23 protein-coding genes and 1 pseudogene are annotated in these 26337 nt (G+C 39.8%); 10 read left to right on the top strand and 14 right to left on the bottom strand.

Annotated features, from left to right (window positions below; genetic code table 11):
• Positions 1-155: 155 nt before the first annotated feature.
• From Q0785_RS12250 to Q0785_RS12225, 6 genes are all read right to left on the bottom strand, one after another.
• The gene (locus tag Q0785_RS12250; protein ID WP_298830127.1) at positions 156-761 is read right to left on the bottom strand and encodes a hypothetical protein; all 606 of its coding nucleotides are present in this window, start codon (positions 759-761) and stop codon (positions 156-158) included.
• The gene (locus Q0785_RS12245; protein WP_298830125.1) at positions 751-1578 is read right to left on the bottom strand and encodes an ImmA/IrrE family metallo-endopeptidase; all 828 of its coding nucleotides are present in this window, start codon (positions 1576-1578) and stop codon (positions 751-753) included. Before Q0785_RS12245 ends, Q0785_RS12250 begins: the two co-directional genes overlap by 11 nt.
• Before the next feature lie 11 nt (positions 1579-1589).
• On the bottom strand, positions 1590-1934 hold the full coding sequence (locus Q0785_RS12240; RefSeq protein ID WP_298830124.1) for a helix-turn-helix transcriptional regulator: 345 nt from the start codon (positions 1932-1934) through the stop codon (positions 1590-1592).
• A gap of 619 nt (positions 1935-2553) precedes the next feature.
• Positions 2554-3780: an ABC transporter permease gene (locus tag Q0785_RS12235; protein WP_298830122.1), complete on the bottom strand. Its 1227-nt coding sequence runs from the start codon at positions 3778-3780 to the stop codon at positions 2554-2556.
• Positions 3767-4666, bottom strand: coding sequence for an ATP-binding cassette domain-containing protein (locus tag Q0785_RS12230; protein ID WP_298830120.1), 900 nt, complete (start codon positions 4664-4666; stop codon positions 3767-3769). The genes Q0785_RS12235 and Q0785_RS12230 overlap by 14 nt, the downstream gene beginning before the upstream one ends.
• Positions 4667-5031: 365 nt before the next feature.
• Positions 5032-5511, bottom strand: coding sequence for a hypothetical protein (locus Q0785_RS12225; protein ID WP_298830118.1), 480 nt, complete (start codon positions 5509-5511; stop codon positions 5032-5034).
• 497 nt (positions 5512-6008) lie between these two features.
• On the opposite strand from Q0785_RS12225, the gene Q0785_RS12220 reads away from it, so the two are divergent.
• The 3 genes from Q0785_RS12220 to Q0785_RS12210 all read left to right on the top strand — a co-directional run bounded on the left by Q0785_RS12220 (position 6009) and on the right by Q0785_RS12210 (position 8204).
• Complete coding sequence (locus Q0785_RS12220; RefSeq protein ID WP_298830116.1) at positions 6009-6332, top strand: hypothetical protein; 324 nt, start codon at positions 6009-6011, stop codon at positions 6330-6332.
• Positions 6333-6747: 415 nt separating this feature from the next.
• Positions 6748-7341 carry a type IV toxin-antitoxin system AbiEi family antitoxin domain-containing protein gene (locus Q0785_RS12215; protein WP_298830114.1) on the top strand — a complete coding sequence of 198 codons (594 nt, stop codon included), beginning with the start codon at positions 6748-6750 and terminating at the stop codon, positions 7339-7341.
• Positions 7338-8204 (top strand): nucleotidyl transferase AbiEii/AbiGii toxin family protein, encoded by an 867-nt coding sequence (locus Q0785_RS12210; RefSeq protein ID WP_298830112.1) that lies wholly within the window; start codon positions 7338-7340, stop codon positions 8202-8204. Before Q0785_RS12215 ends, Q0785_RS12210 begins: the two co-directional genes overlap by 4 nt.
• Before the next feature lie 279 nt (positions 8205-8483).
• Here Q0785_RS12210 and Q0785_RS12205 read toward each other — a convergent pair whose 3' ends face one another.
• Both Q0785_RS12205 and Q0785_RS12200 read right to left on the bottom strand, forming a co-directional pair.
• Positions 8484-9842: an aspartate aminotransferase family protein gene (locus Q0785_RS12205; protein ID WP_298830110.1), complete on the bottom strand. Its 1359-nt coding sequence runs from the start codon at positions 9840-9842 to the stop codon at positions 8484-8486.
• Between the two features lie 20 nt (positions 9843-9862).
• The gene (locus Q0785_RS12200) at positions 9863-11332 is read right to left on the bottom strand and encodes a CoA-acylating methylmalonate-semialdehyde dehydrogenase (protein WP_298830108.1); all 1470 of its coding nucleotides are present in this window, start codon (positions 11330-11332) and stop codon (positions 9863-9865) included.
• Positions 11333-11480: 148 nt separating this feature from the next.
• Between Q0785_RS12200 and Q0785_RS12195 the strand changes: the two genes are divergently transcribed.
• The 3 genes and pseudogenes from Q0785_RS12195 (at position 11481) to Q0785_RS12185 (ending at position 16152) form a co-directional block, all read left to right on the top strand.
• Positions 11481-13103, top strand: a complete 1623-nt coding sequence (locus Q0785_RS12195) for a PucR family transcriptional regulator ligand-binding domain-containing protein (RefSeq protein ID WP_298830106.1) — start codon at positions 11481-11483, stop codon at positions 13101-13103.
• Between the two features lie 258 nt (positions 13104-13361).
• Positions 13362-14768, top strand: coding sequence for an amino acid permease (locus Q0785_RS12190; protein ID WP_298830104.1), 1407 nt, complete (start codon positions 13362-13364; stop codon positions 14766-14768).
• Between the two features lie 183 nt (positions 14769-14951).
• A pseudogene (locus Q0785_RS12185) lies at positions 14952-16152 on the top strand (IS3 family transposase).
• A gap of 82 nt (positions 16153-16234) precedes the next feature.
• Here the strand turns inward: Q0785_RS12185 and Q0785_RS12180 are convergent.
• The 6 genes from Q0785_RS12180 to Q0785_RS12155 all read right to left on the bottom strand — a co-directional run bounded on the left by Q0785_RS12180 (position 16235) and on the right by Q0785_RS12155 (position 23462).
• On the bottom strand, positions 16235-18061 hold the full coding sequence (locus tag Q0785_RS12180) for a DNA/RNA helicase domain-containing protein (protein WP_298830102.1): 1827 nt from the start codon (positions 18059-18061) through the stop codon (positions 16235-16237).
• 66 nt (positions 18062-18127) lie between these two features.
• Positions 18128-18976, bottom strand: a complete 849-nt coding sequence (locus tag Q0785_RS12175) for a site-specific integrase (RefSeq protein WP_298830100.1) — start codon at positions 18974-18976, stop codon at positions 18128-18130.
• A 134-nt stretch (positions 18977-19110) separates the two neighbouring features.
• Positions 19111-20622 (bottom strand): primase C-terminal domain-containing protein, encoded by a 1512-nt coding sequence (locus Q0785_RS12170; protein WP_298830096.1) that lies wholly within the window; start codon positions 20620-20622, stop codon positions 19111-19113.
• A gap of 499 nt (positions 20623-21121) precedes the next feature.
• Positions 21122-21475, bottom strand: coding sequence for a DUF5388 domain-containing protein (locus tag Q0785_RS12165; protein WP_223643453.1), 354 nt, complete (start codon positions 21473-21475; stop codon positions 21122-21124).
• A 1-nt stretch (position 21476) separates the two neighbouring features.
• Positions 21477-22307, bottom strand: coding sequence for an AAA family ATPase (locus tag Q0785_RS12160; protein WP_223643451.1), 831 nt, complete (start codon positions 22305-22307; stop codon positions 21477-21479).
• A gap of 930 nt (positions 22308-23237) precedes the next feature.
• A complete protein-coding gene (locus Q0785_RS12155; RefSeq protein WP_298830093.1) occupies positions 23238-23462 on the bottom strand; it encodes a helix-turn-helix transcriptional regulator in 225 nt (74 codons plus the stop codon).
• A gap of 449 nt (positions 23463-23911) precedes the next feature.
• On the opposite strand from Q0785_RS12155, the gene Q0785_RS12150 reads away from it, so the two are divergent.
• The 4 genes from Q0785_RS12150 to Q0785_RS12135 all read left to right on the top strand — a co-directional run bounded on the left by Q0785_RS12150 (position 23912) and on the right by Q0785_RS12135 (position 26335).
• Positions 23912-24403, top strand: coding sequence for a helix-turn-helix transcriptional regulator (locus Q0785_RS12150; protein WP_298830091.1), 492 nt, complete (start codon positions 23912-23914; stop codon positions 24401-24403).
• Positions 24404-24695: 292 nt separating this feature from the next.
• Positions 24696-24887 carry a hypothetical protein gene (locus Q0785_RS12145; protein WP_298830089.1) on the top strand — a complete coding sequence of 64 codons (192 nt, stop codon included), beginning with the start codon at positions 24696-24698 and terminating at the stop codon, positions 24885-24887.
• Positions 24888-24914: 27 nt separating this feature from the next.
• Positions 24915-25142 carry a hypothetical protein gene (locus tag Q0785_RS12140; RefSeq protein ID WP_223643441.1) on the top strand — a complete coding sequence of 76 codons (228 nt, stop codon included), beginning with the start codon at positions 24915-24917 and terminating at the stop codon, positions 25140-25142.
• A 71-nt stretch (positions 25143-25213) separates the two neighbouring features.
• Complete coding sequence (locus Q0785_RS12135) at positions 25214-26335, top strand: hypothetical protein (RefSeq protein WP_298830083.1); 1122 nt, start codon at positions 25214-25216, stop codon at positions 26333-26335.
• Positions 26336-26337: the final 2 nt, after the last annotated feature.

The following is a 26337-nucleotide window of genomic DNA, read 5'->3' as shown; positions in this document are numbered from 1 at the left end:
CAAATTTTCTTTACCGATTAAAATTCTATAATAAAAACTGCAACGAATTGCTTAACCAATTCGTTGCAGTTTAAAGGAGAAAAGATAAAGTTTTTATTAAATTTGAAAATAATAATTCTTAAAAATACAATAAGTTTTCTTCTTTAAACTACCCGTTAATCTTGTGGCCATATTTCCTCATCGAACGCCTTCTTTGCTTGTTCTCTACTTTCTATTTTTCGGGAAGGATCAAATGTTGCCACTAACCATATTTTTTTACATTCTTTCCGCTTATATCCTGCTTCCTTCAAAGCTAAAATAAAATCTTTTACACGAATTACTTTAATATCCTGTTCGTTTCCACTATTTAAATATTCATCTGCAATACTTTGTAGTGTACTTTCATCTGATAGAAAGTATGGTATGTTATTGGCCTTAGCATAAGCCAATGAAACTGTCTCTCCCCAATTTTTGCCATTTTCTCTTGTACTAGGATCTGTTTCCTTTAACAAAGTAATCATATCTTGATACAAAACTTTTTCTACTTGGGTTGGTAAGGTGCTTAAATCTACTATTTCAGCTTTTCCGTTTTCTAATAACTCATCAATTTGATTTCGGACACTCTGAGGAGTCAGTATTTCCTTTTCATAAATATGACGATGTATATAAATTTTTTCTATTAAAGCACCAACATGAGTTACAATTATTTTTTCTTGATCAAGTTTTCCCATTTTAAATGTAAAATCAGCATCTAATAAGGCGCTTTCCCATTTAATTGTCATCTTCGCAATCCTCTAATAGCATTTTTAAATCATCGTCTGTCATTTCCGGATAACCAAAATCACCTGGAGTTTGATTAACTAAAGCTAGAAATTCACGTAGTTCATTATAGGAAAATTCTCCTTGATCATAGGCTTTCAATATATTTCCAGTGAAACCATCTAAAACGATGTTTTTAGACCGACTTTGTAAACTTAAGGGTAATTGTAATACTTTCATTTGAAATAAAACGCCTTTTGTTTCGTCTCTATCAGGTATAGCTAAAAATTCTTCACATTCATTCTCATTAATAGCGCGAATCTCTCTCAAACGTAAAACCATTGTTTTATAAGGTACTTGAAAAATTGGAAGTAATTGAACAATATCCTTTAATTGAATTTTCTCCGTTGCTATATTCAATAATCGCATATGCTGAAGCAATACTGTTTTAGGAACAAGTAACATTGCAGCAAAACGATTGGCCATTTTTTCGCTTTTAATAGTTGGCTCATTTTCAAGTGTTGAATTATTTAAAATTTCTACTTGATCTAACCGCTCTTGCTCATACCATATATGGTAAAGCTCATGAGCTGCTGCAAATATTTGTTTATCTTGAGGAATATAACTATTTATATAAGAAAATATTTTATCTCTTTTTTTACAAACAAAGGCACATAATTCATCATCTTCAATTGGATATTGAAGAAAATGTGTTTCTTTTTGTAGTAATAAAAATACATTTTCTCTTAAGATTTGATTAGTCATTTGTAGTTTTCCAAGTTGTTCATTTACACGATCTTCTAACAAATGAATGTCTTCTTTTGATAGTTCTTGCACCATGGCATTCACCTCTAATTAACTTTTTGTTCTACATTTAACATTTGATCCATTACGTAATCAAGAAAACGTAACTTCTCTTTGGTTTGCTCATTGTCAGTTTTTCCGACCATATAAAGAATCGGATCTGTAATTGCTGCTGGTTGTTGTACTTCCCCAATCAACTCATCCATTGAAAGTGACATGACTGAAGCAATCTTTTGGATTTCTATAGCATTAACTGCTTTTTTTCCTTGCACAATTTTATTCATAACTTGTGGAGAAACATTTAATTTCTCAGCGAATTCTTTTTGTGAAATGTTTTGATCATTGATGAACTTTTGAATGCGTTCTCCAATAATATTATATAGAGATTTCATCTTTTTCATCTCCTTCTTTTTAATTATTATACATCATACAAAGAGAAATAAACATTATGTTGATTTAATTATTTTTTTCAAAAAAAAATTAACGTTCCATTAATTTATAAATACTATTAATAGTTATGTACTAAATTTAATTTTTTTTATTATTTCTTTTAAAATCCTTGTTTGCAGTTAATACAAAATACTTTGTTTTAAATAAACCAAGAAATCACTCCATTTGTCTGATTATTAACTGTATAAATGATTAAAGTGTTTAATAAAATAATAACTAAAGATAATCCTCTATTTTTATAACCAAGTAGTATTCTTACATGCAGATACCACTATTCATCATTTAATTATGAATTTTAAGAGCAAAATAAATAAAAGATTTCATACAAATTTATCCTGTGTAAGGGGCATGGTTCATGAAACAAATGAGTTTATTCTAAAGTCGGCCCAAGTAGAAAAACAAAATATTGCGTACGGTGCTGGTACATTTCAACTATCTTTTAGAACAGTTCGATTCAGCGTAGCGAAAAAAACAGCTAGAAAAATGGGCATTAAATTGCATTTCTTATGCGCAGGTTTAGACCTCCATAAAAAAGAACCTTGCTCGCACAAGGCTCTTGAACTATTTTTTGAAAGATTTGATTACATCTTTAAATTTGAGACGGTTTCCATAATTTAATGCTCCAAATTTATAAATGTGAATGGATAACGCGGCAAATAACGCTACTGTTAACACCATTATCGCGCTTGATATTAAAAGAGATGCGATTGGCACGCTTGTCAGCATATAACGAATCGGCATCGTAAATAACGAGATAAACGGGATAAACGATGTGACTTTCACAATGGTATTATCGGGCGCATTCGTTGCAAATGTTGCAGCGAAATAAGCCAGGATAAACAAGAATGTTATCGGTGTAACTGCAGAGTTCACATCTTCCACCTTTGAAACCAAACTTCCTAAAGCAGCATAGATAAACAAGTATAAGATGTAACCTAATACTGAAAATAAAATATAAACCAGAACCACATCCATCGTCATGGATCCTTGAAGCATATCAATTAGAAACTCAGGATAGTTTCCTTTATTTAGCATAAATCCAATCACAGCAAATATAATTATTGAAGCGACCTGTAAAATACCGGTCAATCCGACTGCCCCTACTTTTCCTAATATCAATGTTCGCGGATTACTGGATGTGATGAGCAGTTCCATCGTACGCGAGTCTTTTTCTCTAGCTACTGAGGTCGCTACATTTGCTCCATACAAAAGAATTAGTAAATACATTGTAATCAAGACACCAAAGGCAATAGCTGTTCCTGATCCAGAATCTTTCCCTAGAAACACAGTTTCCTGTTCAATGGGTTGATTCAAAATTTCGCGGACTTGTTGACTATCCATGCCGTTTTCGTCAAACAATCGATTTTCATTGAGTTGTTTTAATTGTGACTCAAAAGACACTTGTTCAGCTGGATAAGCTGTGCTGTCGTAGGTGACATAGGTATAGCGATCATAATCCTCCACGACAAATCCGGAAGCGACTTCCTCATTCTGAACCGCATCTCTCAATTCCTCTTCCGAGGGATAGGTTTCTTCTCCTAAAACCGGACTGATGGCTTCTCTAAGCTCTTCATTTTCATATACCAACGTAAATTCTTCAGCAGCTCCCCCGTTTCCATTAGGATCTTCTTCGGTTCCTGTTTCTTCCCCACCAAACCAAATCATGAAAGTAGGGATCGTGGTAAGCAGCAGCGTAATAATGCACATGATGGCCGTTGTCACGAGCAGGCTTTTCTTTTGGATCATTCCACGCAATTCGAAATTAAAAACGGTTTTAAGCTTTAACATTGTTATCACCTGTTTTCTCAATGAATATTTCCTGAAGACTTGGTAAGTAATCCATAAACATCGTAAGTTCGATTCCTTGGCTGAATAAGCCTTCAATGAATGACTTTTTCGTTTCATTTGGAGGAAGCGTTAAAATAACGTCTTCTCTTTCAATTGTATAATCATATGCTGCTAAAAAATCCTGGTTTTGCTGATCAGCAAATCTCAAACGAAGCTTGCCTTCGCCCATTTGTTTTCTGATTGCATTCAAATCCCCATCCAGTACAATCTTCCCGTCATTTATAATGGCAATATCGTCGCAAAAAGATTCGATATACCCCATTTGATGGGAAGAAAAGATAATGATTCGGTCTTCTCTTATGTAATTCAATAAAGAATCCTGAAAGATTTTCGAATTGACCGGATCCAGCCCCGAGAAAGGTTCATCCAAAATCAAAATATCCGGTTCACAAATAAAAGCTTGTGCAATTTGAACTTTTTGCTGGTTTCCTTTTGATAGGGTCTCAAGCTTTTGGTCTAAATAAATATCAATACCAAACTCTTCGGCCCACTTCTTCATGGAATGCTGAGCTTCTTTTTTGGTAGCACCTCGGAGTTCGGCAAAATAAACCAATTGATCTTTCACTTTAAATTTCGCATACATCCCGCGTTCTTCAGGCAAGTATCCAATTCGATAGTCTGTCGGTTTAAATTCTTTTCCATCGATCGTAATGGATCCACTATCGCCTTTAAATACATCCATCAGAATTCGCATGGATGTCGTTTTTCCAGCGCCATTTCTCCCCAGGTAACCAAAAATCTGTCCTGAGTTAATCGTTAAGTTAATCCCTTTTAATACCTGTTTGTCATTAAATGATTTGTTTAAATCTTTGATAACTAAATCCATTTTGACCCCTCCATAAATTGAATCAGTGCAGATTTTTTAAAAGTTTTACTTTTCTAAGTCCCAACATATATCTTAACATAGACTATTCCCATTAAATGGGGGAATCTTATAACCAAAACCTTATATTTTAAAAAATACCAGGCTCACCTTAAAAAGAATTAAATCATAACCGTAGATTCGCTAATCGCCACTTTCCGAACCGCGAATTTGTGATGACAATCCTCTATTATTTTCACTTGTAAAAAACATGATATGTTATCTACTTTTTCGCTTCGGAACTCTGTACTTTTATTTGCATTACACACTTTTAAAAGAAGATTATTTTTTGCGCAAAAAAAAGAGCCAAAGTTCAGCCCCACTATCCCTTAAACCACGTCTGTATAGACTTTAATAAATTCCTTTAGGCGCTCCTTCGTATCCAAGACCTCAATGCGTCTGGCCCAGCCCCACTCTTTTACAAGAAACGGCTCTCCCTGCCACAGAATCTCTACGTGTCTGCGATGCCTGGAATCTTCACTTGATGCTCCCTCTTCATAATAGGCATTATCTTTGATTCTGACGATGGCACGCACTTTGAATTTAGAAACTTGTCCAGTTCCCAATACCAAAATATCTCCTGGCACAACGTCATCATAGAAACGGTCAAAGAAGGTTCTGATTAGGCCCCAACGACGATTAGTTGTGGAATCCTTCTCCAGTTGCTTAAATAAACTGATTTTTTTGGCATCCGTCAATTGCCCGTAATCAACACCCACCCCTGGTTCGTCGATTGCTACATATGGTTGATCCCCTTCCATAAAGCGCTCTGCCCACTCTTGAAATGTCTTCATCAAATAGATATTCATTTCCCATTCCTCCTAAGTAACAAGTATTATTAATAAAAACACTTGTAAAACATCTATATATCGACGTTTGCAAGTATCTTTTTTAATTCATATAAATATAATATAACTACTTACAGAAGTAAAGTAAGTATTTTTTTTATTTTAACTTAGTGAAAAAAAAAACGAGCTAAGTCAGTTCATGCTGTTCATCTTCAATTGACCAAGCTGTACCAGTAAATAAGCATTTTGACTCGGCAGATTCTGCATCGATATTAAAATAGGGAACATTTTTCAAGTGCGAAATATAGACACTCCTCTATTCTTAATAAGAATGCCCGATGGAATAGTCATAGCAAATGACAAGGTTTTCTATATAAAAGAGCGTTTATAGTGTCCAAACATGATGTTTTAACTTGTTAAACGTTTAAAATGCCTATCCAAAAACACAAAATGGCTCTTTGCTGGTTTTCTTTCTTTCCATTACGATAATGTCAGTTATAACAAATGGAGAGATTGTGATGGATTACGATTTGGAATTACCGGAAGAATTTGAGGGAATGGAATTACTGCAGACGTTGCTCAGTCCGGCAAAGTCGGATAGGGGGATTATGATTCTTGGCAAAAATTATTCAGACGGGGTAGAACGACCAACTGTGCGGATTTACTTGATAAGTATTGAAGAAAACGAATGGGATCTTGAAGAAGAACTCCAAGCATTCACATTTCTAAACTTTGGGAGCGCGAAACGATTTGTTGAGGGTTTGCCAAGTATGTCGGCCATCGATCTGCTACTATTGCTGAACGGGCATCAAGCCCCCTATACTAATAAAAAGATTATGTAATGAAATGGTCTACGAACTATAAGAAAGCCTTTAAATAGAGACACTTGCCTCAATGTAGAATCCCTTTTTTCACAATAAACTATTGATTGACCGGGGTGATTTTTCACCCTTTCGAGTCCACTAAAAAATTGAGTGCGATAATGGCTATTTCCACACTCAACTTTTTAAGTTTGATAACCCTCTATTTAATATAACGAAATAAAAAATGGACGCTTTAAATGCTTAAATGTATATTGATATTTATAGAACCCACCACGCCTCTTCACAATGCGGACCACGGTGGGTCGTTTTGTTTTATCATCTTTGTATTCTTCATGAATTTAGAGATCAAAAAGAACTGTTAAGTCTAGAATTTTTGCATTTATACTTAACTATTATATAATATAAGTATAAATGCAAAAAAGGGGTGTTATAGATGCCGTATAAAACTCAACTCATTGACTTGATCCATCAGCAGGATGGCCTCGTCTTGACACGAGATGCTGAAGCCGCGGGAATTCCCCGTTATTATTTAACGGTATTGGCCCGAGAAGGCGTGATCGAGCGCGTCAGTCACGGTATTTACGTGACCCCTGACACATTGGGAGACGATCTGTATATACTGCAGGCACGGAGCCCGCAATTGATCTTCTCTCACGAAACGGCGCTGTATCTGCACGACTTAACGGACAGGGACCCTATTACTTATTCCGTTACCGTACCACTGGGATATCACAGTCAGCTTCTCACTGACAACGGCGTACAGGTCTATTCGGTAAAAAAAGAATGGCATGAGCTTGGAGTAACCGAAACCGCTACAATCCATGGCCGGCCGATTCGACTTTACGATGCTGAACGGACTCTTTGTGACCTGTTCAGACAGCGGAACAAAGTGGATGCCGACCTACTGAACGACGGCATGAAGCGTTACTTAGCGCGGAAAGAGAAGAATATTCCGCAGCTGCTTCGTTATGCTGAACAGTTCCGGGTCTCTTCGCCAATCCGCCACTATGTGGAGATTCTGCTGTGAAGAGCTCGCGCCAAGTGAAAGACCTCATTAAAAATATGTCCAAACAAAAAGGAATCCATGCACAACTGCTTCTCCGAAATTATATGTTCGAACGTTTGCTTGAGCGAATTGCCTATTCGGATTTCAATCAGCACTTTGTGCTAAAAGGCGGTGTCCTCGTGGCTTCCCTAATCGGGGTAGATTTGCGTTCCACCATGGACATGGATGCGACCATCCAAGGGTACCCCATGAACCGGGAAGCCATTGAAAAAGCATTCCTGGATATCGTGGCCATCCCCCTTGAAGATGGTGTCACCTTAAGTGTAGAAAAAGTGGAACCGATTCGAGATGAAGCGGAGTATAATGGCTTCCGCTTGTCCATACTTGCACAAATGAATCAAGTGCGTCTGCCTTTAAAAATGGACTTGACGACGGGTGACAAAATCACGCCGAAAAAAATTCAGTATCATTACCAGCTGTTGCTGGAAGAGCGAAAGATCGACATCCTCGCTTACACGATTGAAACGGTACTTGCCGAAAAGCTGGAGACGATGATTTACCGAGGAACAGCCAATACCAGACTTCGAGACTTCTACGACATCTCTGCTTTGTTCAGTACGCAGGAAGAAAACTTGCTAGACGGTCAGGTGAAAAAAGCACTCCTCTCTACCGCAAACCACCGCGGATCTGTTGGTTTACTGGAAGAAAGCGATGCGCTTATTCAAGAGAAAATCCAAACCTATCAGCCAAAAGCCATCTGTTTTGTCAGCAAAGGCGAATACAAGGAATACAGCAAAAAACGGTCGATCCACACTTGGGCGGTCAGGATGAACCAATTGTACCAGTCACCATTGAGTACGTTTGTCTTTCAACTAGTAGTCTGATGCGCATTAAGCCATATGACATTGTTGAAAAAACTCACTTAAACCACCCTCACAATCTTCCTAATAATGGAATTTCGGATAATTAAAAGCTAGACCAACTTTTAATGTATTGAACAAAACACTCATTCAAATTAAAGGTTCAACTCCCTGTACTGCTGTTGAGTTAAAAAGAATTCATTCATTTCAAGAATTTAGAGACAGAAAAAAATCAAATGGTAGCCATTGTAAACAACGGCTACCATTTGATTTTTTATAGCATAAAATTATTAAAAATAGATTTCATTCGTTGTCTTTGAATACTTTTTTTAACACAGAAACAATAAAGTCGAAATCTTCATCAGTGCAGGACAGTGGCGGACTGAGTGCTAAGATGTTGTTGAATCCTGCTACGGTATCTCCATTTCTCCCTATAATTAGTCCGTTTGCTTTACAAGCCCCAATAATTTTTGTCATGCGTTCATTAGAAGCCGGTTCTTTTGTTTCTTTGTTTTCAACCATTTCAATTCCCAAAAGAAATCCAAGCCCCCGAATATCTCCGACATATGGATGATCTTTTAGGATGTCCAGTTCTTTCAGCAAGCGGTCGCCCAGATCGGCTGAACGCTCGACCAAGTTTTCCTGCTCCAGAATCTCCAGGTTTTTCAAGGCTACTGCACATGCTGACGGATTTCCGCCAAAGGTATTGACATGTCGAAAATGACTATTTTCTTTTTCAGTATCGAAACATTCATAAATATCTTTTCGGATGGCTGTGACAGAAAGCGGCAAATAAGCGCTTGTTAAGCCTTTTGCCATTGTGATGATGTCCGGTTTAATATTAAAATGCTGATGTCCGAACATTTTTCCGGTTCTGCCGAAGCCGCAAATGACTTCGTCTATAATGAGCAGTACACCGTGGCGGTTACAAATTTCTTGTACTTTTTCCACATAGACAGGATGCGGAATTAAGATGCCGCCACCTGTAATTAAAGGTTCCATAATGATTCCAGCAATTGTCTCTTTTTGTTCCCAAATAATTTTCTCTTCGAATTCTTGGGCACGTTGAAGGTTATACTCTTCGATAGATTGACCGGCTGGACGCCGGTAATTATCCGGCGGTGCAATATGCAAAAATCCGGGTGCTAACGGTTCATATTTAAATTTGCGCAATGCTTGCCCTGTCGCCGACATTGCCCCCATTGAACTGCCATGGTATGCCCGATAACGAGAGATGAACTTGAACCGGGAATGCTCCCCATTTTGCTGATGGTATTGGCGAGCCAATTTAAAAGCCACTTCATTGGCATCCGATCCGCTATTGGAATAAAAGATTTTATAATCGTCTCCCAGCATGCTGTTCAGCTTCTCTGCAAGCTCAATAGCCGGTTCATGGCTCTGTGTCATCGGCACGTAGGCCAATTTCTTCATCTGCTCATAAGCCGCCGCCGCCAGTTCTTCGCGGCCGTATCCAACGTTCACACACCAAAGTCCTGACATTCCGTCCAGGTAACGGTTGCCTTCGTGATCCGTGATCCATGCACCTTCTCCGCTTTCCACTACCATTGGCCTTTTCGTTTCATTGTAAGAAGATATATGGTGCCATACATTTTCGCGGTCTTTTTCCACTAATGTTTTGGATATTTCTTTTGCAGTAGCCATCTATTTTCCCCTCCCCTTTTTTAGAACGAGTGTCGTGCAGTCATCATTTTCTTGCGTGTATAGAATTCAACACCGTCACGGCCGTTGGCATGCAGATCACCATAGAACGATTTTTTATAACCTGAGAATGGAAAAAATGCCATCGGTGCCGGAACACCCAGGTTGATGCCGAGCATACCTGCGTCGATTTCTTCTCTGAATTTGCGGATGGCTTTAGCGCTGTCCGTGAACAGGCACGCTCCGTTTGCAAAATCGGATTTATTGGCAAATTCAATCGCTTCATCCAAGGTCTCTACTCGGACAATTGAGAGGACAGGAGCAAAGATTTCCTCTTTCCAGATTTTCATCTCTTGTGTAACGCCGTCGAAAATTGTTGGCCCGATAAAATATCCGCCTTTAGTAGAAGATTGGTCATTCCGCCCATCCCGTAGCAATTTAGCACCTTCTTCAATGCCTGACTCGATATAAGTGACTGTTTTGTCTCTATGAGAATCTCTGATGACCGGACCTAGGAAGACATCTTTTTCCAAGCCATTGCCGATTGTCAGTTTATTGGATTCTTCAACAAGTCTCTCCGCCAGCTCGTCCGCTACGTCACCGACTGCTACGACTACTGCACATGCCATGCACCGTTCTCCTGCCGAACCGAAAGCTGCATTGATGATATTAGTCAATGTCAGATCCATATCTGCATCTGGCATAACGATTGTGTGGTTTTTCGCACCAGCAAGCGCCTGTACTCTTTTGCCATGCGCCGTCCCTGTTTTATAGACATACTCAGCAACTGGCTGTGAACCTACAAACGAAATTGCCGGAATATCCGGATGGCTGAGAATTCCATTGACGATATCATGGGCACCGTGGACAACATTGAGCACACCATCTGGCAGACCCGCTTCTTGGAAAAGTTCCGCCAAACGGTTTGCCAAAAGAGGCGTGCGTTCAGATGGTTTTAAGATGAATGTATTTCCACTGGCGATAGCTAAGGGGAACATCCAACATGGCACCATCATAGGGAAGTTGAAAGGCGTGATTCCGCCAACGACACCAATTGGGTAACGATACATGCCTGATTCGATATTTGTTGCGATGTCCGGAAGTTGCTGGCCCATCATCAATGTCGGTGCGCCTGCAGCGAATTCGACACATTCTATGCCACGCTGAACTTCTCCATATGCTTCACCAAAATTTTTACCATTTTCAATCGTAATAATTTTCGCTAGCGCTTCCCAGTTTTCGATCAATAGTTGTTGATATTTAAAAAGAATTCTTGCTCGTTGAGGAACTGCTACCTTTCTCCATTTCTTAAAAGCTTGTTTAGCCGCTGCTACAGCTTTCTCCAAATCTTCAGTCGTTGAAATTGGAACTTCTGCCAAAATTTCGCCCGTCGCTGGATTAGGAACTTTCTCGTATTTATCTGTTGTCGACTTTACCCATTGTCCACCGATAAAATTTGTAAGCGTTTTCTTTTCTGTTGCTGCCATTGTCATTATTATTCCTCCATTCGAATGTTCTTGCCATATTTTTATTAACTCTTTAAACTACTAACTGTACTTTACAAATAATTCTGATTACTATCAATTGACACTTTGTATAATAATCAAAAGATTTTTTTGACGTTATGGAGGGCTCTACTATATGGAAAAGTTAAAATTGACTATTAGAGAAGTATTGAAAAGAAAAAGTTTTGCTGATGCACGCTTGATTGCAGGTGAAGAAGGCATCGACAGGCAAGTGAAATGGTCACATATTTTGGAAGTGAAAGAGCTTGATACATTAATTAACGGCGGCGAACTAATTCTCACGACTGGAGTAGGCTTACAACTAGAGCTTCAAACGCAGCTGAAATATGTAAGAAGACTGATTGATAAAAATGTTGCTGGTATATGTATAGAAATCGGTCCTTATTTTAAAGAAATTCCAGAAGAGATCATTGAACTGGCTGATCACTGTGCTTTTCCGGTCATTATCTTTGAAAAGACTGTCCGATTTGTCGATATCACGCAGGATCTGCATACTTTCATTATCAATCAGCACCATCAAATGCTTTCGCAACTGGACTCCTTGTCCAGAAAATTCAATTCACTTTCCTTGACACATAACGGAATTTTAAAAATTTTACAGGAACTACATCAATTCTTTCAGCAGCGTGCCATTTTTATTACGGACAACGAAAAACCCTATTATTTCCCTTCTAATAGCAAAGTATGGGAAAAAGAAATCCGATATCTGTTGGATCAGTCGCCCAATGAATACATAGAACAAGGTTTACTGATTGTTGAAGGTTCGACATTTGCCGTTATGCCGGTGGAAGGACTCGGTCAAGTGCTAGGCCATGTATGTATGCAGTTAGACCAGCCACACCCTGAAGAGTTTTCTTTTCTCATTTTGGATAGAGCGGCCCTTGCTATTGCGCAAATTTTGCTTCGACATAGAACCATCGAAGAACGCAAACAAAATAATGAGGACGAATTTGTCCGCAATCTTATAAATGGCCAAACAGTCGAGCTAGATGAGCTTCAAGTTTACCTTCCGCCGCCAAGCCACAATACCTATTACAGGGTCTTCACGATTAATACCAAATCCAACGATTGGGAACTACAGCAAAGCGATTGGGAAGAAATCAAATTGCAGAGGTTGATGAGCGTGCGCGCTCTTTTTAAGCGGGCTGGTTTTTTCCCGGCTTTATCCTGCAGCAAAAGCGAAATTGTGGCCATTGCTTCGTTTATATCCGCTGAACATTTAAAAAATGAAACCTCCCGTTCTTTGCAGCTCGTCCAGCAAATGATCGATATGAACAGTCTCCATTTTATTGATGGAAAAAGTTGCACTTGCGGTGTCAGTTCAGTTTATCAAGATATTGAAAATGCTGTAAAAGCTTACGGAGAAGCTGGAAAGGCTGCCCAAATGATGCATAAAGGTATTGTTGAATCACCATTATATGAAGAACTGGGAATTTACAAACTTTTACTAGAGTTTGAAGATGACGGTTTTCTGAAATCTTATGCCGAAAGTTATCTAGCGCCAGTCTTTGAATACGATCAAAAAATGGGCAGCACTTTGTTTTTGACGTTAACCATTTTTTTAGAATCTAATGGTTCAAAAAAAGTGACGGCAGATCGTTTGTTCGTCGTCCGCCAAACACTTTATCTGAGGCTCGAAAAATTAGAAGCACTTCTCGGCAAAGACTTCATGGCTCCTGCAAAACGGTTGGCTCTTGAAAGTGCAGTAATGGCTTTTCAGCTTTTAGAGACGAAATAAACAGCCCAAGAATCATCTAACAGATAGACGCCATTGCTCAATGCTATATTTTCAAGAAGATGCAAAGTTTTATAAACTTCATCTGAATTAACAAATAGTAAATCCTATTGTCAGGATTCGTTTACAACTTGTCTACATGTTTCCTAAAGAATTTTATGTATCATAATCTTCAAGGTTTAATTTTCAGATTTTTGTAAACGTTTACATTCAGTATTTATAAGTATTGCATTAATTTAAAATTGAAGGAGGGCAAAGCACATGACAAAGCAACAATTGAATCCGGACTTGAAAATCCGGCACATTAGTATGATTTCAATCGCCGGAGTGATTGGAGCAGGACTGTTTATCGGTAGCGGAGCGGTCATCAATTCCACAGGACCCGGAGCAGTCTTATCGTACGCACTGGCCGGAACCCTCGTCGTATTGGTGATGCGAATGCTTGGTGAGATGTCGGCAGCTAATCCGACAAGCGGTTCTTTCGCGACTTATGCTAATGAATCCATCGGCCAATGGGCAGGATTTACAATTGGCTGGCTCTACTGGTTTTTCTGGGTAGTCGTCATTGCGATTGAAGCTATTGCTGGCGCCGCCATTATGCAGTACTGGCTGCCGGATTTCCCACTTTGGCTTATGGCATTGATCTTGACCATTGCATTGACATTAACGAACTTATTTTCCGTTAAGTCATTCGGTGAATTTGAGTATTGGTTTTCACTCATCAAAGTGGTCAGCATTACTTTATTCCTTGTGATTGGTTTATGTGTTGTCTTCGGCTGGTATCCGGGTGTAGATTCTCCAGGAACTACGAATTTACTCGGAAGCGGCGGATTCATGCCATCTGGTATCGGTTCTGTATTGCTCGGAATCACCGTGGTCATTTTCTCATTCATGGGAACTGAAATTGTTACCATTGCCGCCGGGGAATCTGATCATCCTGCCAAAGCAGTTCGGATTGCCACCAATAGTGTCATCTGGCGTATTTTGATTTTCTATATCGGTTCTATAGCACTAGTTGTTACTTTACTGCCATGGAATTCAGCCAACATACTCGTTAGTCCATTTGTAGCCGTTCTTGACCATATAGGCATTCCTGCTGCTGCTCAAATCATGAACTTTGTTGTACTGACAGCCGTGCTATCTTGCTTGAATTCTGCCTTATATGCAAATTCACGGATGCTGTACGGAATGGCAAAGAAAGGGGATGCACCCAAAGCTTTCTTAAAACTCAGCAAAAAAGGTGTCCCTGTACGCGCCATTTTATTTAGCACTGTATTTTCATATGTCGCAGTCATATTCAGCTATATCTCACCGGATAAGATTTTCCTTTTCTTGATCAATTCATCCGGCGCTGTCGCTCTTTTAGTTTATTTGGTTATTGCATTTTCCCATTTGCGCATGCGCCGCAAATTTGATCGTGAAAATCCAGAAGCCCTACAAATCAAGATGTGGCTCTTCCCTTACTTGACATATGCCACAATCTTGGCCATTTCGAGTATATATATCGCTATGCTATTTATTGAGTCACTTCGCTTACAGGCTACGTTAACTTCATTGATTGCGGGCTTCACCGTAGCAGCGTACTTCATTTTTGTCCGGAAGAAAAATATGATCAATAACCTAGAAGAAAGTGCTTTGCAAGAATCAGCAGATACTACACGCATTTGATGAACATTTTAAAATGTCTGCAAGATAATAAAGAAATCCGCTTCAGCCAGTTTGAACTGAACCCCAAATGGTAAACACTTTTAAAAAAGTGACCCATTTGGGGTTTTTCTTACGATTAGTCAATAGAATTCCTTCAACTTTAACGCAATTCTTTTGAGATTTCCTTTCTCCTTGAACGCGCATATGAATGTCACTTCCATATCCGATCGTGCAATTTAGTACACATCAGAATTCAAGATTCACGCCGTAAAGGAGAGTCTAGCGAGCAAAGCTCCTTCCCAGATCCTTAGTGAAGTGGGTTTGATTTAACTGTTATCGGTTCAAAAAAAAGCGACGTCTTCCTTGAACCGGTGACGAACAACGTTTAGAAATTATGGAAAAGAAGGCTTCTTTGAAGAGCGCTGCGCAAAAGGCAGTATGGCCCCGCTTCTACGGAAGATCTATCTGCTAAGAAAAAGCTGGAGAAGGCGGAAGGACGCATCAAATATCTAGAAGGGGAAAATGAGTTGCTAAAAAAGCTCGAGGAACTTGAGAGGCAGGTGAAGAAACACAGCGGATCACAGCGGAAAAATACGAAACAATTAACGCGGTGGTTTAAAAGTTTCAATTGAAATAGGGCATCATTTCTCTCTGTCAAATTGCAAAGGTCAGCCGAAGTGGCTATTATGCTTGGTTGAAAAAGGCTGAACAGTACACTAATCGTGAAGAACATGACTACCTGTTGCTCAAAAGTATCTACGATCGATGTGCATCGTCGGGAAATAGGTAGCGTATCTTCTATATGATACTCACCGAACTGCTGGAAATACCGATGAACCACAAAAAGATCCTGCATCTCACGCACAAATTTAACTTATTTACCAAAATTCGGCGAACGAATTTCCTATAAGCAAATCGACAACGGCACACAAGAACACGCCGTCTATCCCAACCTGTTAAACCGGGAGTTCAATCAAGATGAATCCGGCAAGGTATTCGTCACCGGTATCACTTACTTGCCCAACCATTCGAGGAAAATGGCGTATCTTTCTGCCGTGAAAATGGAAATTGTTCACCCCACGTTACGTTTAAAAAAACTGAAGGAATCGTTGGATGGAAATCTTGAACGGAAGCGATGATCCATTCCGATCAAGATTTCTACTATACCTACCCAAAATATCAACAACGCGTGAAGGATACAGGATTGACCCAGTTGGTGCCCCACCGAGGCAACTGTATCGACAACGCCCCTGTGTAGTCCTTTTTTGGTCACTTTAAAGATGATGTCGAGTTTAATGAAAGCGCTGGTGGATAATTACATGGCGTATTACAATGGAACGCATAAGCAATGGAATTTTAAAAAATGACACCGGCACAATACCGGTATCATCTGATCACAGCCTAGCTGTAGGATACTTTTATTAAACTATCCGTTAAATCGGGTTCAGTTCACTCATTGTGGATTGGCGTTTTCTTCTTAGTAAAATTCACATCAATTCTAAGCCCATCATTTTAAAGAGCTTATATGTCTCATCTAGTTGTGGATCTTGCGGAATGTAAATTATCATCCCGTCCCTTCCCCTCGTCAAAAGAACACGATAACTATTGATTCGAAGGAGATGCGCGTCTTTCGCCTTTGGATTTCGATGGTTATTAGAAGACCACTTTCCATTCTTCCAAACCAAATCTTCTCCCCAAGAAACGATTGGAAAATCCAATTCAAGACCCTGGCATGAAAATTCAGTGGCCACAGTCTTTAAGCTGCATCCAGATTCAGCGTTTAATGGGTCTTCATTAAACCACTTCGCAATATTAACGTTGCTAGTTCCTTGAAATGATGTATCTACACCAAAACGCGGTAAAATTTTCGAGCGAGACGATGCGATCAATCCATATCTTTTGTTTTGATCTTCAAAATAGCGGTTTTTCACATAACGTTTTGCCTTCTCTAGATCACGTGTAAGGTAAATAGAAAATTGCTGATCGTATATGTTTTGCAACAACGTTCCAGCCTCATCTAATGATCCTCCTAATAGCATGGTGGCAAATTGACTAACATCCTCTGCTATATGAGAGCGTAAGGAAGTATTCAAATCCAGCTTATCACTATAAGTAATTTCCCTTTGCAAATCCTTAAAATTTTTTTGCAACTTAGATGGTGAATAGATCTCCCAATCTCCCTCACTATTGGTAACTGCCTCTGCCCATTGACTAATTCCTGCTTCTTCCCCAATATGTATTTCCTGTCCTTCTCCTACTAAGCCTAGGACGACAGTCCACCCTTGGATCTTATCCGCTATTTGAATCAGTAGTTCCGGTTCAGAAGCATCGTGTCTGTGCTTAGCATTGACTTGTTCACGGTCCCAGGCACGTTGGGCTTCATCAAATACAATAATTCGCTCAGGAGATGCGTTGGTCTCATTAAAGCCATAATGCTTAATAAAGTTTCTTAATGGTTGGATAAATACCTTACTTTCTAGGGCATCTTGGAGTACTTGAACAAGTGGTCCGTTCCCTGATAGGAAAATTGCTGATTTAGTTTCCTCATCCAAATATGTTTCGTATACAAATTGAAGGCCTAGAAGTGTTTTACCAGATCCAGGGATACCAGTCGCCAAGATCAACACTTTTTTATTGTCTTTTTTCGCCCTATGAACTATAGACTGCAATTCTGCTAATGCCTCAGGTAACCCACTACTATTTGCACGGTGTATACTTGGCAATTTCTTATTAGAATAAATCAGCTTCGCTGCTTCAACGATGGAAGGAAGCGGTTCATAACTTGAATTTAACCAGTCCTCTATATTCCCACTAAAAGAATTGGCACAATACGCCTTGATATCTGACAGTAATAAATCCGGTGAAATCGCGGTTACATGATGAATTATCCTTTTTCGACCTATTGCTTGGGTTGGTACAAGATAGGAGATCACTTTTTTTTCAAGAGATTTTTGGTGATAATGTTGAATATCACGAGTATAAGCACTTACCTGATCTACATCTGCTTGTTGAAACCTTGCCTTTTCTTTAAACTCAATAACAAGTACTTCACTTGAAGTTACTATGAGTAAATCTGGTCTTCTCCCCCCCTCACGAGGTAACACATATTCAAAGATCATATAAACCTGAAATTTTTTCAGCTCACTCAAATGTGTATTCAACATAATAAAAGAATCTTTCCATGCATTTTCTTGTAATATATGTGCCGCTTCGCCACAAATATCTATGTAATTTAATTTCATTTGATTCATGAACTCTTCTAACGACATTTGAAAAAATTTTTTTGCACTCACTGTTAAACAACTATTTTTCATTTTTTCCACCATCCTTAACAGAAAATCCTTACACGAATTTAAGACTTCCTGTGGTTTTTCATTCACTTATTGATAACGCTCAAAAACAAGTTTTAAGACCGATGTAAGCGACGCGGGCATAATTCCCAATAACCCCGCCATTTCATCAAACGACTTCTCCTGGACCTTATAGAGATCGTAAATATACGCAATCCGAACCTCTTCTGTCTTAAACGGCTTCGGTAACAGAGCTGTTAGACCCGAATAGATATCCTTCATGTTATTCCGCACATAATCCGGTCCATACTTCTTATCCGATGCGACCAGATAATCATGCTCCCGGAAAACCGCTCGCTCCATCACCTGGACAATCACCGCTATTTCTGTCGGATCCTCAAAAGTTAACTGCCAAAAAACATCCTGAGACGTCACAAAATTCATTTCCACTCGGTCCCCTAAATCACGAAAATGTCTGCTTCGTAACCGTTCAATCTCCCGCATTCTAAATCCGGCCATCGCAAACAAGAAATAAAGCTTCGCATTCAACATCAAAGTCGGATGCTGCAACACCTTTTTCTTTTCTATCACAAACTCCGAATACAGAAGCTGCCCCACTGGTTTCTCGATTACCAATTCATATTCAAATTTAGGCATGAAATCAATCGGCACTTTCCCGACTTTCCACAGATAGTGAAAGTACTGACGAATATGGGACAATTTCCGTTTGACTGTACTCGCTTTCAACCCTTTTGCCTTTTCTTGGTCCAAGAATGCCCGGACATCGGCAGGACTAATTTCATACGGCTCCACCTGCTTGTCATTCCACAAGTTCACAAAACGAACAAATGACTTCAGTAGCTCCAATTCCGTCACCAACGTACCAGGAGAAATCCCTTCTTTTAAACGATACTCCTCATAACCATACAGCATCTTCATTCCCCTGCCCTTCTGTATAGTTAGTTTAACAGGTCAGAGAAAATCCCCAAAATGAATCCGCTAAGCTACAAAAAGATTCCTGATGCAAGAAAATAAGACACACGTATACAGATATGTATTGGCAGACTGGACACTTACGAAGAATTGAATTTTTTTCCAGTTAAAGACTGATTTTCAGGGAATTTTGTCAGTAAAGCTATTTGGTTTTCAAGCTCCCATAAGGCGCTTGCATTCTCACGCGATCTGTTCATTAAGTTAATGGCTTCGTAGTAGAGGGCACGATGCTCCTGGTTGAATTCAAGGGCACACTGAAGAAGCATCGCAACAGAGGTCAAACCGGTCTGTGCGCTGCGCCCTTTTCCAATTCGCTTGATGAGAAGTTTCTTGGATTTGCGGATCACTTCGTTGAACGTACTACGGGGAATGCCGACCGCTTCGCACACCGCCTTCTGCGTGGTCCATAAAATCGGCTGGACCGTACTGGCTTCCGACTGGATGTAAGCCAACAGGTCCCCTTCCCATTCATCGTAATGGCTGCGGACGCGATCCTTCCGTTCCTTCTTGAATTTGTACCAGCCACCCAAGTGATTCGTCACCGGTATATCCTTCCCGGGAAGCCAAGCCTCCAGAAGTTCCTGGATATAGGTCTGGCTCGCTCCTTTGAAACGGCCCTTGTAGGCGCTCTTGACGATTTTCCGGACCTCACTGTGGCGCACAGGCACTTCCAGAGAGGAATTGTATTCGTCCAGCAGGTCAAGCGTCTCTCCCTGCCCTTTCCCGGAACTGTAGCAGGCCAAAGAGAGCGTGTACATCAGGTTGTCGCGTCCGATCTGCCCGTCACTTCCTTTTACGTGACGTGTAGCTAATAATTCCCGGAACCACTCGGCATGTGTCGGGTCAAGCCCCTCCCCTTTCGATTCCACGACGAATAATCCACGGTTCTGGTCATCGTCCTGCCGTTTCGACCAGGCGATCAGGTTGTGCAGGGAAAAGACCATCTTGTCGGAGAACCAGCGGATGTTGTCTTCCGAAGGCATGCGGAAAAAGCCAAAGTCATTGCAGGAAAGATCCACTCCCTGCAACACCTCGGCCAAGCTGCGCCGGATGTTTTCGGAAATGCGTTTGGCCACCTTCAAGCCCCGGTAGTCATTCTGGTTGCTGATGAACAGCGGCGTCTCCAACACAAAATAGACCTGAAACCCTTTCGGAGTCTCCAGGACCATGGTCGGGATTCCTACGCTGTGATCGAGTGCAGCGGTCAGGATTTCCGTATACGGTTGTTTCTTCGTATCGATGTCGACAACGAACGTATTGATTTGCTGCAGGTTCGTTTCGGTGTGTCCCTTGAGATGCCGCCTTTCTTTATCGCTATACCCTAAGTAGTTATGTACATTGGGGGTCCAGTGAGAAAGTTCAAAAAAATCCTCCAAGAGAGTCTCTTTCGACGTAACCACATATCCTTTGACACCAGCAGGTGTTGATAAATCTTCCTTGGAACGTGTAACACATATTGCACCTTTTTTATGTCTCTTTGACTTCTTTTGGGCTTCAATTAAATGAGGAAGAGATGCAGCAGATCCTCTCTTTTTAAAAGTATCAATTCCTTCATGCAAAATTGACAAGATTATCTTCTGTATTGTCTCCACTGCTCCCCCACCTCTCATTTTACTTCATATTTTCTAATTTGTTTAAAGTATAAGAGAGTGAAATGCTTGTTACAATAGGGTTTTAAGGAGTTTTTTTAAGTCGTATACCAGCATACTCGCATGCTGGTATGCTGGTATACTGGTATATGCGCATGCTTGCATATCAATATACTGGTATATGTATATGCTGGTATATTGATATGCAAGCATATAAACATACCAGCATATTTTTAGAAGAAAAAACACTTACTCTTCTAAAAGCCTTCTATATCAACGATTTAGAGGGTGTGAAAGGAGATATACTAGCATGCTTGCATACCGGTATATACATATACCAGCATGCCGGTATATGTATATACAAATATACCCGCATGCTGGTATGCAGGTATATTTGCATGCTTGCATATACGTATACTGGTATATTTGCATGCCAGTATGCAGATTTTATAATTAAACAAAAAACGCCTTAGTCTCAGAATTAAAGACTAAGGCGTTTTGATTAACCTTTTGATTTATAAAGTTCTAAAATTAACTCAAATTGTTTTTTCTCATCTTTTAAAAGATTAGCAGACATATATTCTTCAATCATTATGTCCAACAAATCATCGATTGTTTCTGCTTTGTTTAAACTAACCAAAGCATTTAATTTATTTCTTGTTGATTTTCTTACTCTAACACTTGTCGCTTTTCTTTCTGAAGAGGCCGCTTTCTTAATTTCAGAATTTTGGACCGGTTCTGCAACAACTCGTTCAGTTTGTTCAACCGACTCCATTTTGAACTGGTTTGTTGGAGCAATATTTGGCCCACGATCCAATAACTTCTTTTTCGGATTTTTATTTAATAAATTACTCATCTTATATGTTCACCCTTTCAAGTTCAGCATTTAGCCTTGAAATAAATTCTTTTGCAATCTCTTTATAACTATCATGCACTTTTCGATCATGCATATCGTAATCAGTAATACCAGTAATGTCAAAACGTTTTAAACGCTCCATGTTTTTGACGACAATTTTGAAAAGATTTTCTTCCCCAAAGATATTTCTAGCATTCTCTAGTGTAGCCAAATCAACAGCAGCTCCATTTTTGAGTAAAACAGGAAGGATACCAATAATATCTAAATCAGCACCATATTCATCAATAAGAGATTGCAAATATGTAGTAAATACCTCTGCACCTTGTAAACTACGTTCCTGAGTTTGCAAAACTACCACCACATAATCTGAAGCGTAGAGCGCCGAGTCTGTAATAATTGATATGGTCGGAGGAACATCTATGAAAATAAAATCAAAATCATTTTTAAGCGGTCCGATTAACTTTGAAAAGTATTGGACCCGATCGACTTCCTTAGGGAACTTTTTCTCCAAGAATCTCGGATATAACGCAAAATCGCTAAAGCTTGGCAAGAGAAACAGGTTTTCTTTTATTTCTGTAATAATTTCTCCTAAATTTTCCTCTTGAATAGCCGTCATTAATGTCTTTTTAAAACTTACGATTTCACCGGAAATCTCGGATTTAGTTTTAAGATATAAACTGGTAGCATTCGCTTGTGGATCTTGATCACTTAATAAAACCTTATAACCCATATTCGAGAGTGCATAGGCAATCATAGTGCTATTCGTCGTCTTTCCAGTTCCACCTTTAAAATTTCCAAACGTAACTACTGTTGCTCGACCTTTACCTTTCATCTTCTCATCTCCCTTAATTAAGATATACTTAAAATTGGTATAAACTGTTTTCGCTACTCATATGCAAGTATATCACTGCGGAAAAGTATGTACAAAATATTTTATTAAATTCTGTGAATATGGAAGTTCATTTGATAAGACACAGCATTTTTAATTCAATAATCGAGAAAAATTGAGGTTAATACTACTATTAAAAGTTTCCTTCAGTTGCATACCAATATGCTAGCATATCTGTATATTAGCATGCGAGTATATTAGCATACGAGCATGCCTGCATATTGGTATGCTCGTATACATTAGTGTGATGTTCTGTAAGAGGAGAAAGGAGAGTTTAGTTATTGAGAAAAGATATAAATTTCCCCTTTGATATTAGATTTGCTTTGGAATTATTCTCTTTGCAGAAAACTAAATAGACATGAGAAGGTGAGTCTATATTTCTTTTGCTAAAAAAGAAGTGTCTAAAACCCTCAAATAAACTAATAAACTTTACTCTTTAATTTCACCAAAGAATCATGGTCATTAGTTTATGAAATTCCATTTACTTTTACTAACAAATCCCCATACCTAAGTTAAGTAGAAATATCTACTTGAGTTAGGTATGGGGATTTGATGTAATTTGCTTAAAGTTTTAGTTTATCGTATGCTAGCATACATGTATATGCATATGCCAGCATGCGTATATCTGATAGTGATTATAAAAGGCTTTAGATTCTATATATCATCTTAAATTTGAAAGTATAGGATTTTAAAGTAACTCACTCTATTAAAACTACATATAACAGAAGAATAGAATTTAATTGAGTAAACAATTATAGAACAAATCAAAAGGGCTGAGAATCACTTCTCAGCCCTTTTTCATATTCCTTTATAAATCTGGTGAAAACATGAAGCCTTCTTCTTTTATATAAACCTTTTTATATTATAACTTACTCATTCTTCAAACATATCATGGTCAAAAAACTCCGATAACGTCATTCCGAAACCGTGAGCAATCTTTTGAACTGTGCTAATCCGGGGAAACTTCGATCTGCCAGCCATGATTTCCGAGATTGTGGATTGCTTGATACCTGAGCGTTTAATCAATTCATTGGGTGTCCAGCCTCTTTCTTCCAGTAGCTGCTGGATACGAGTCGTTACGGCCTCATCAATTTGCATACAATACCTCTTCTCATTCCCATTCTGGTCGATATTGTGGATTGTCAGATGCATCGAGCTACACGCGTCATTCCGAAATCTTTAACTCAAGATATTTTAACATCAATAAACTAAAGCTACCAATGGCAATAAGACCTTTTTGAAGAAAAAAGAACAAAAGTTAAAAATGATTACATAGTCGTTATGGGATGAGCGTTTTTTCCTAGTACTTCAAATAATTTATTTTCTGGTAAAGAAAAATCTATTACTTTCCCCATTCATATTCAACCTATTTCACTTTAAAAACTGTGAAATCATTTTTTCTTTATATCCTATTCTTAAAGCTTTCACAGACTTTAGTATCAGTATACTGTTTTATTAAACAGTATACTGTTGAAATAATATTAGCATGCTGATAAACTCGGACTAATCCATTGGGACATTCACGACTCGATGAAAGGAGGGAGGAGATGCCCGTATGGTTTGGCGACTGGATCAAGGAACAACGGAAGGCACTCGGCATTTCCCAATCCGAGTTATCCGACAGGACCGGCAAACAGATTCCGCAAAGCACCATCAGCATGTGGGAACAGCGGAAGAACGAAAACCCTTCCGCCCAAAATGTCCGGCTGCTGGTGGAGTCATTGGGGATGTCCATGCAGAACTTCCCCTGGGAACATGTCCGGTTCAAGGACAAGAATACGGAAGCGAGGTGTAATCAGATGGCAGAGCGGTTCTATCTATACGACTTAGCATCAGCATCCAGCTTAAGAACGTTCGAAGGAAAAACATACGAACTGAAAGGGGCTGTCGGCGTCGAGAAGGAGTCGGGAGAAGTTCGCCACATCACGGATCTCTACTACCGCACACGGTCGGTGATTTCGGACAAACGGCTGTTGGCCAAACGAAAAAATGCCGAGGACGAATTGCAGAAAGTAAAAGGCATCAAAAAAGTGAAATGAGTCTAGTAGCACACCCTTAAGAACAGTAAGCAACACAAAGGACAACTTCATAGTGCGTGTCTGTCGCAACTGGCAACTTGCGGTATGGATATACGACGAGATGGTTTGGCCAGAGTCTCCTAAAACTGGCTGTTGTTCTGTTGCCAGATTCTAGTTCTGGGTGTGCTAAAAACCCTGTGCGCTGTAGCTATAGGCTGCAGAGAGTTAGCGAATGAACCGGCTATAAATTCGCCTATCCTTACTGTTCTTAAGGGTGTGCTACTACCAATCAAAGTGAAAGGCGGTTTTAGGAATGGCAGCAACAAAAGAACAAAAAGAATTAAAGACGAATGCAGAGGATCTCCTAGCCTATAACGGCAAAGATTACGATGACTGGTTAGAGGAGAAGCACCGGGAAGTGATTTCCGCAAACATTCCGCTGTTGATGAACCTCTTAAAGAAAGAACGAAAAGCCGCCAGTCCTGGCTTGGCTTCACAAAACTAAGTAATTAATAGCAGGGGAGGGTTTTAAATGGATGGATTAATCGAGACAGGTCTAGCGATATTGGAATGGGCGCAAAGATTAGGCTTAATCGCCGCGGCGATTGCTTTTTGTGTGGGCGGTTTCTTTCTAATACTCGGCGGCGATCGTGGACGACCAAAAGCGATTGGCTTTTTTATTGGAGCAGCGGCAGGGTTGGTCATTGTGATGGGTGCCTACGGTATTGCAGAAAGCATTGACAGCAACATTAAATTTTAATAAGTACAAAGGAAGAGCCGCTCCGGAATGAGTGGCTTTTTTCTATTAACCGGCTAAAGGAGAACTGCTACATGTTGAAGATATTATTTGTGGGCACACCAGCTGACACAATACCGAATCACGAAAAACTCGATTTTGGCCAAGCCGTTGCGTTGACACATGAGTTGGAATTGACGTATCGCAACGAACAGCGAGAAGCAGCTGCGGAGTTCTTTGTGATTGGCAAAGACGGCCTTGATCTCTATAAAGGGGCGTTTAACTTCGGGTCCTATGATTACCCGAACATTTATCACCAGATCAAAGACAAAGCAACGAAGATCCGCGTGGATAAAGAAAAACAGGCCGACAAGCTCTTTTTGCTGGAACAGATTGAAAAGCTGACGCCGGAAGAATTCAAAAAAGAAGAAACGATCGATCGGACGCTGATCAACGTCGACAAAGACCGCATCTCCCGATTAAAGAAGTGGCAGCGGGTCGCGATCTACTCGCTGGCTGCCGCCTTAGGAGCAGGACTGCTGCTCTTGGGGATTTCGCACTCTCTCCAGAAAGCTCAGTACGAAGAAGCCTTAGAGGAAGGACGCGGCATTGTCAGCCAGCAGGAAGAGATAATCGAAACCTATGAATACGGTCTTTTAGGAGAAGAGGCAGAGTTCCTGAAATCCCTCGAAGCAAAGGACGAGCTGACCGAAAGCCAAAAGCGGATCTTGGCCAACCTTTACTTAGAGAAGAATGAATTCGAGAAGGCCGTCCAGATCATGGAGGATACCGTGTACGTGGAAACACTCCTCCTAAAGAATCCGCAATTGGCCAAAGAGGAAAAAATCAAGAAAATCAACGCGTTCAACCAGCTGTACCCGACGAACGAAGCCCGTTTCGATCTGGCCTATTTTGAAGGGGATTACGAACTGATGATGAACCTTCCTTCTATTAACATGACGGTCGAGCGTTCGGAAATGAAAACCTATGGCCTTCTGAAGCTTGGGAAGGTCGAAGAGGCAAAAGTAGAGCTGAACAACAACAATAGTGAAGAGCTGAAGCAAAAAGTAGATTCGTACGAAGTGCTGACGGCCGAAATCAAGACACTCGAGACCAACTTAGCGGATGCAAAAAAAGCATCGAAAAAGGATGACAAGGCGATTAAAGGAATCAATGCGGAACTGAAAAAGAAAAAAAACGAACTGGCTACACTTTAGCT

The sequence above is a fragment of the uncultured Planococcus sp. genome, from assembly GCF_947501725.1.
Taxonomy (GTDB): domain Bacteria; phylum Bacillota; class Bacilli; order Bacillales_A; family Planococcaceae; genus Planococcus; species Planococcus donghaensis_C.
Note: the sequence above shows the minus strand (reverse complement) of the source record. Positions and strands in the feature narration are given on the sequence as shown.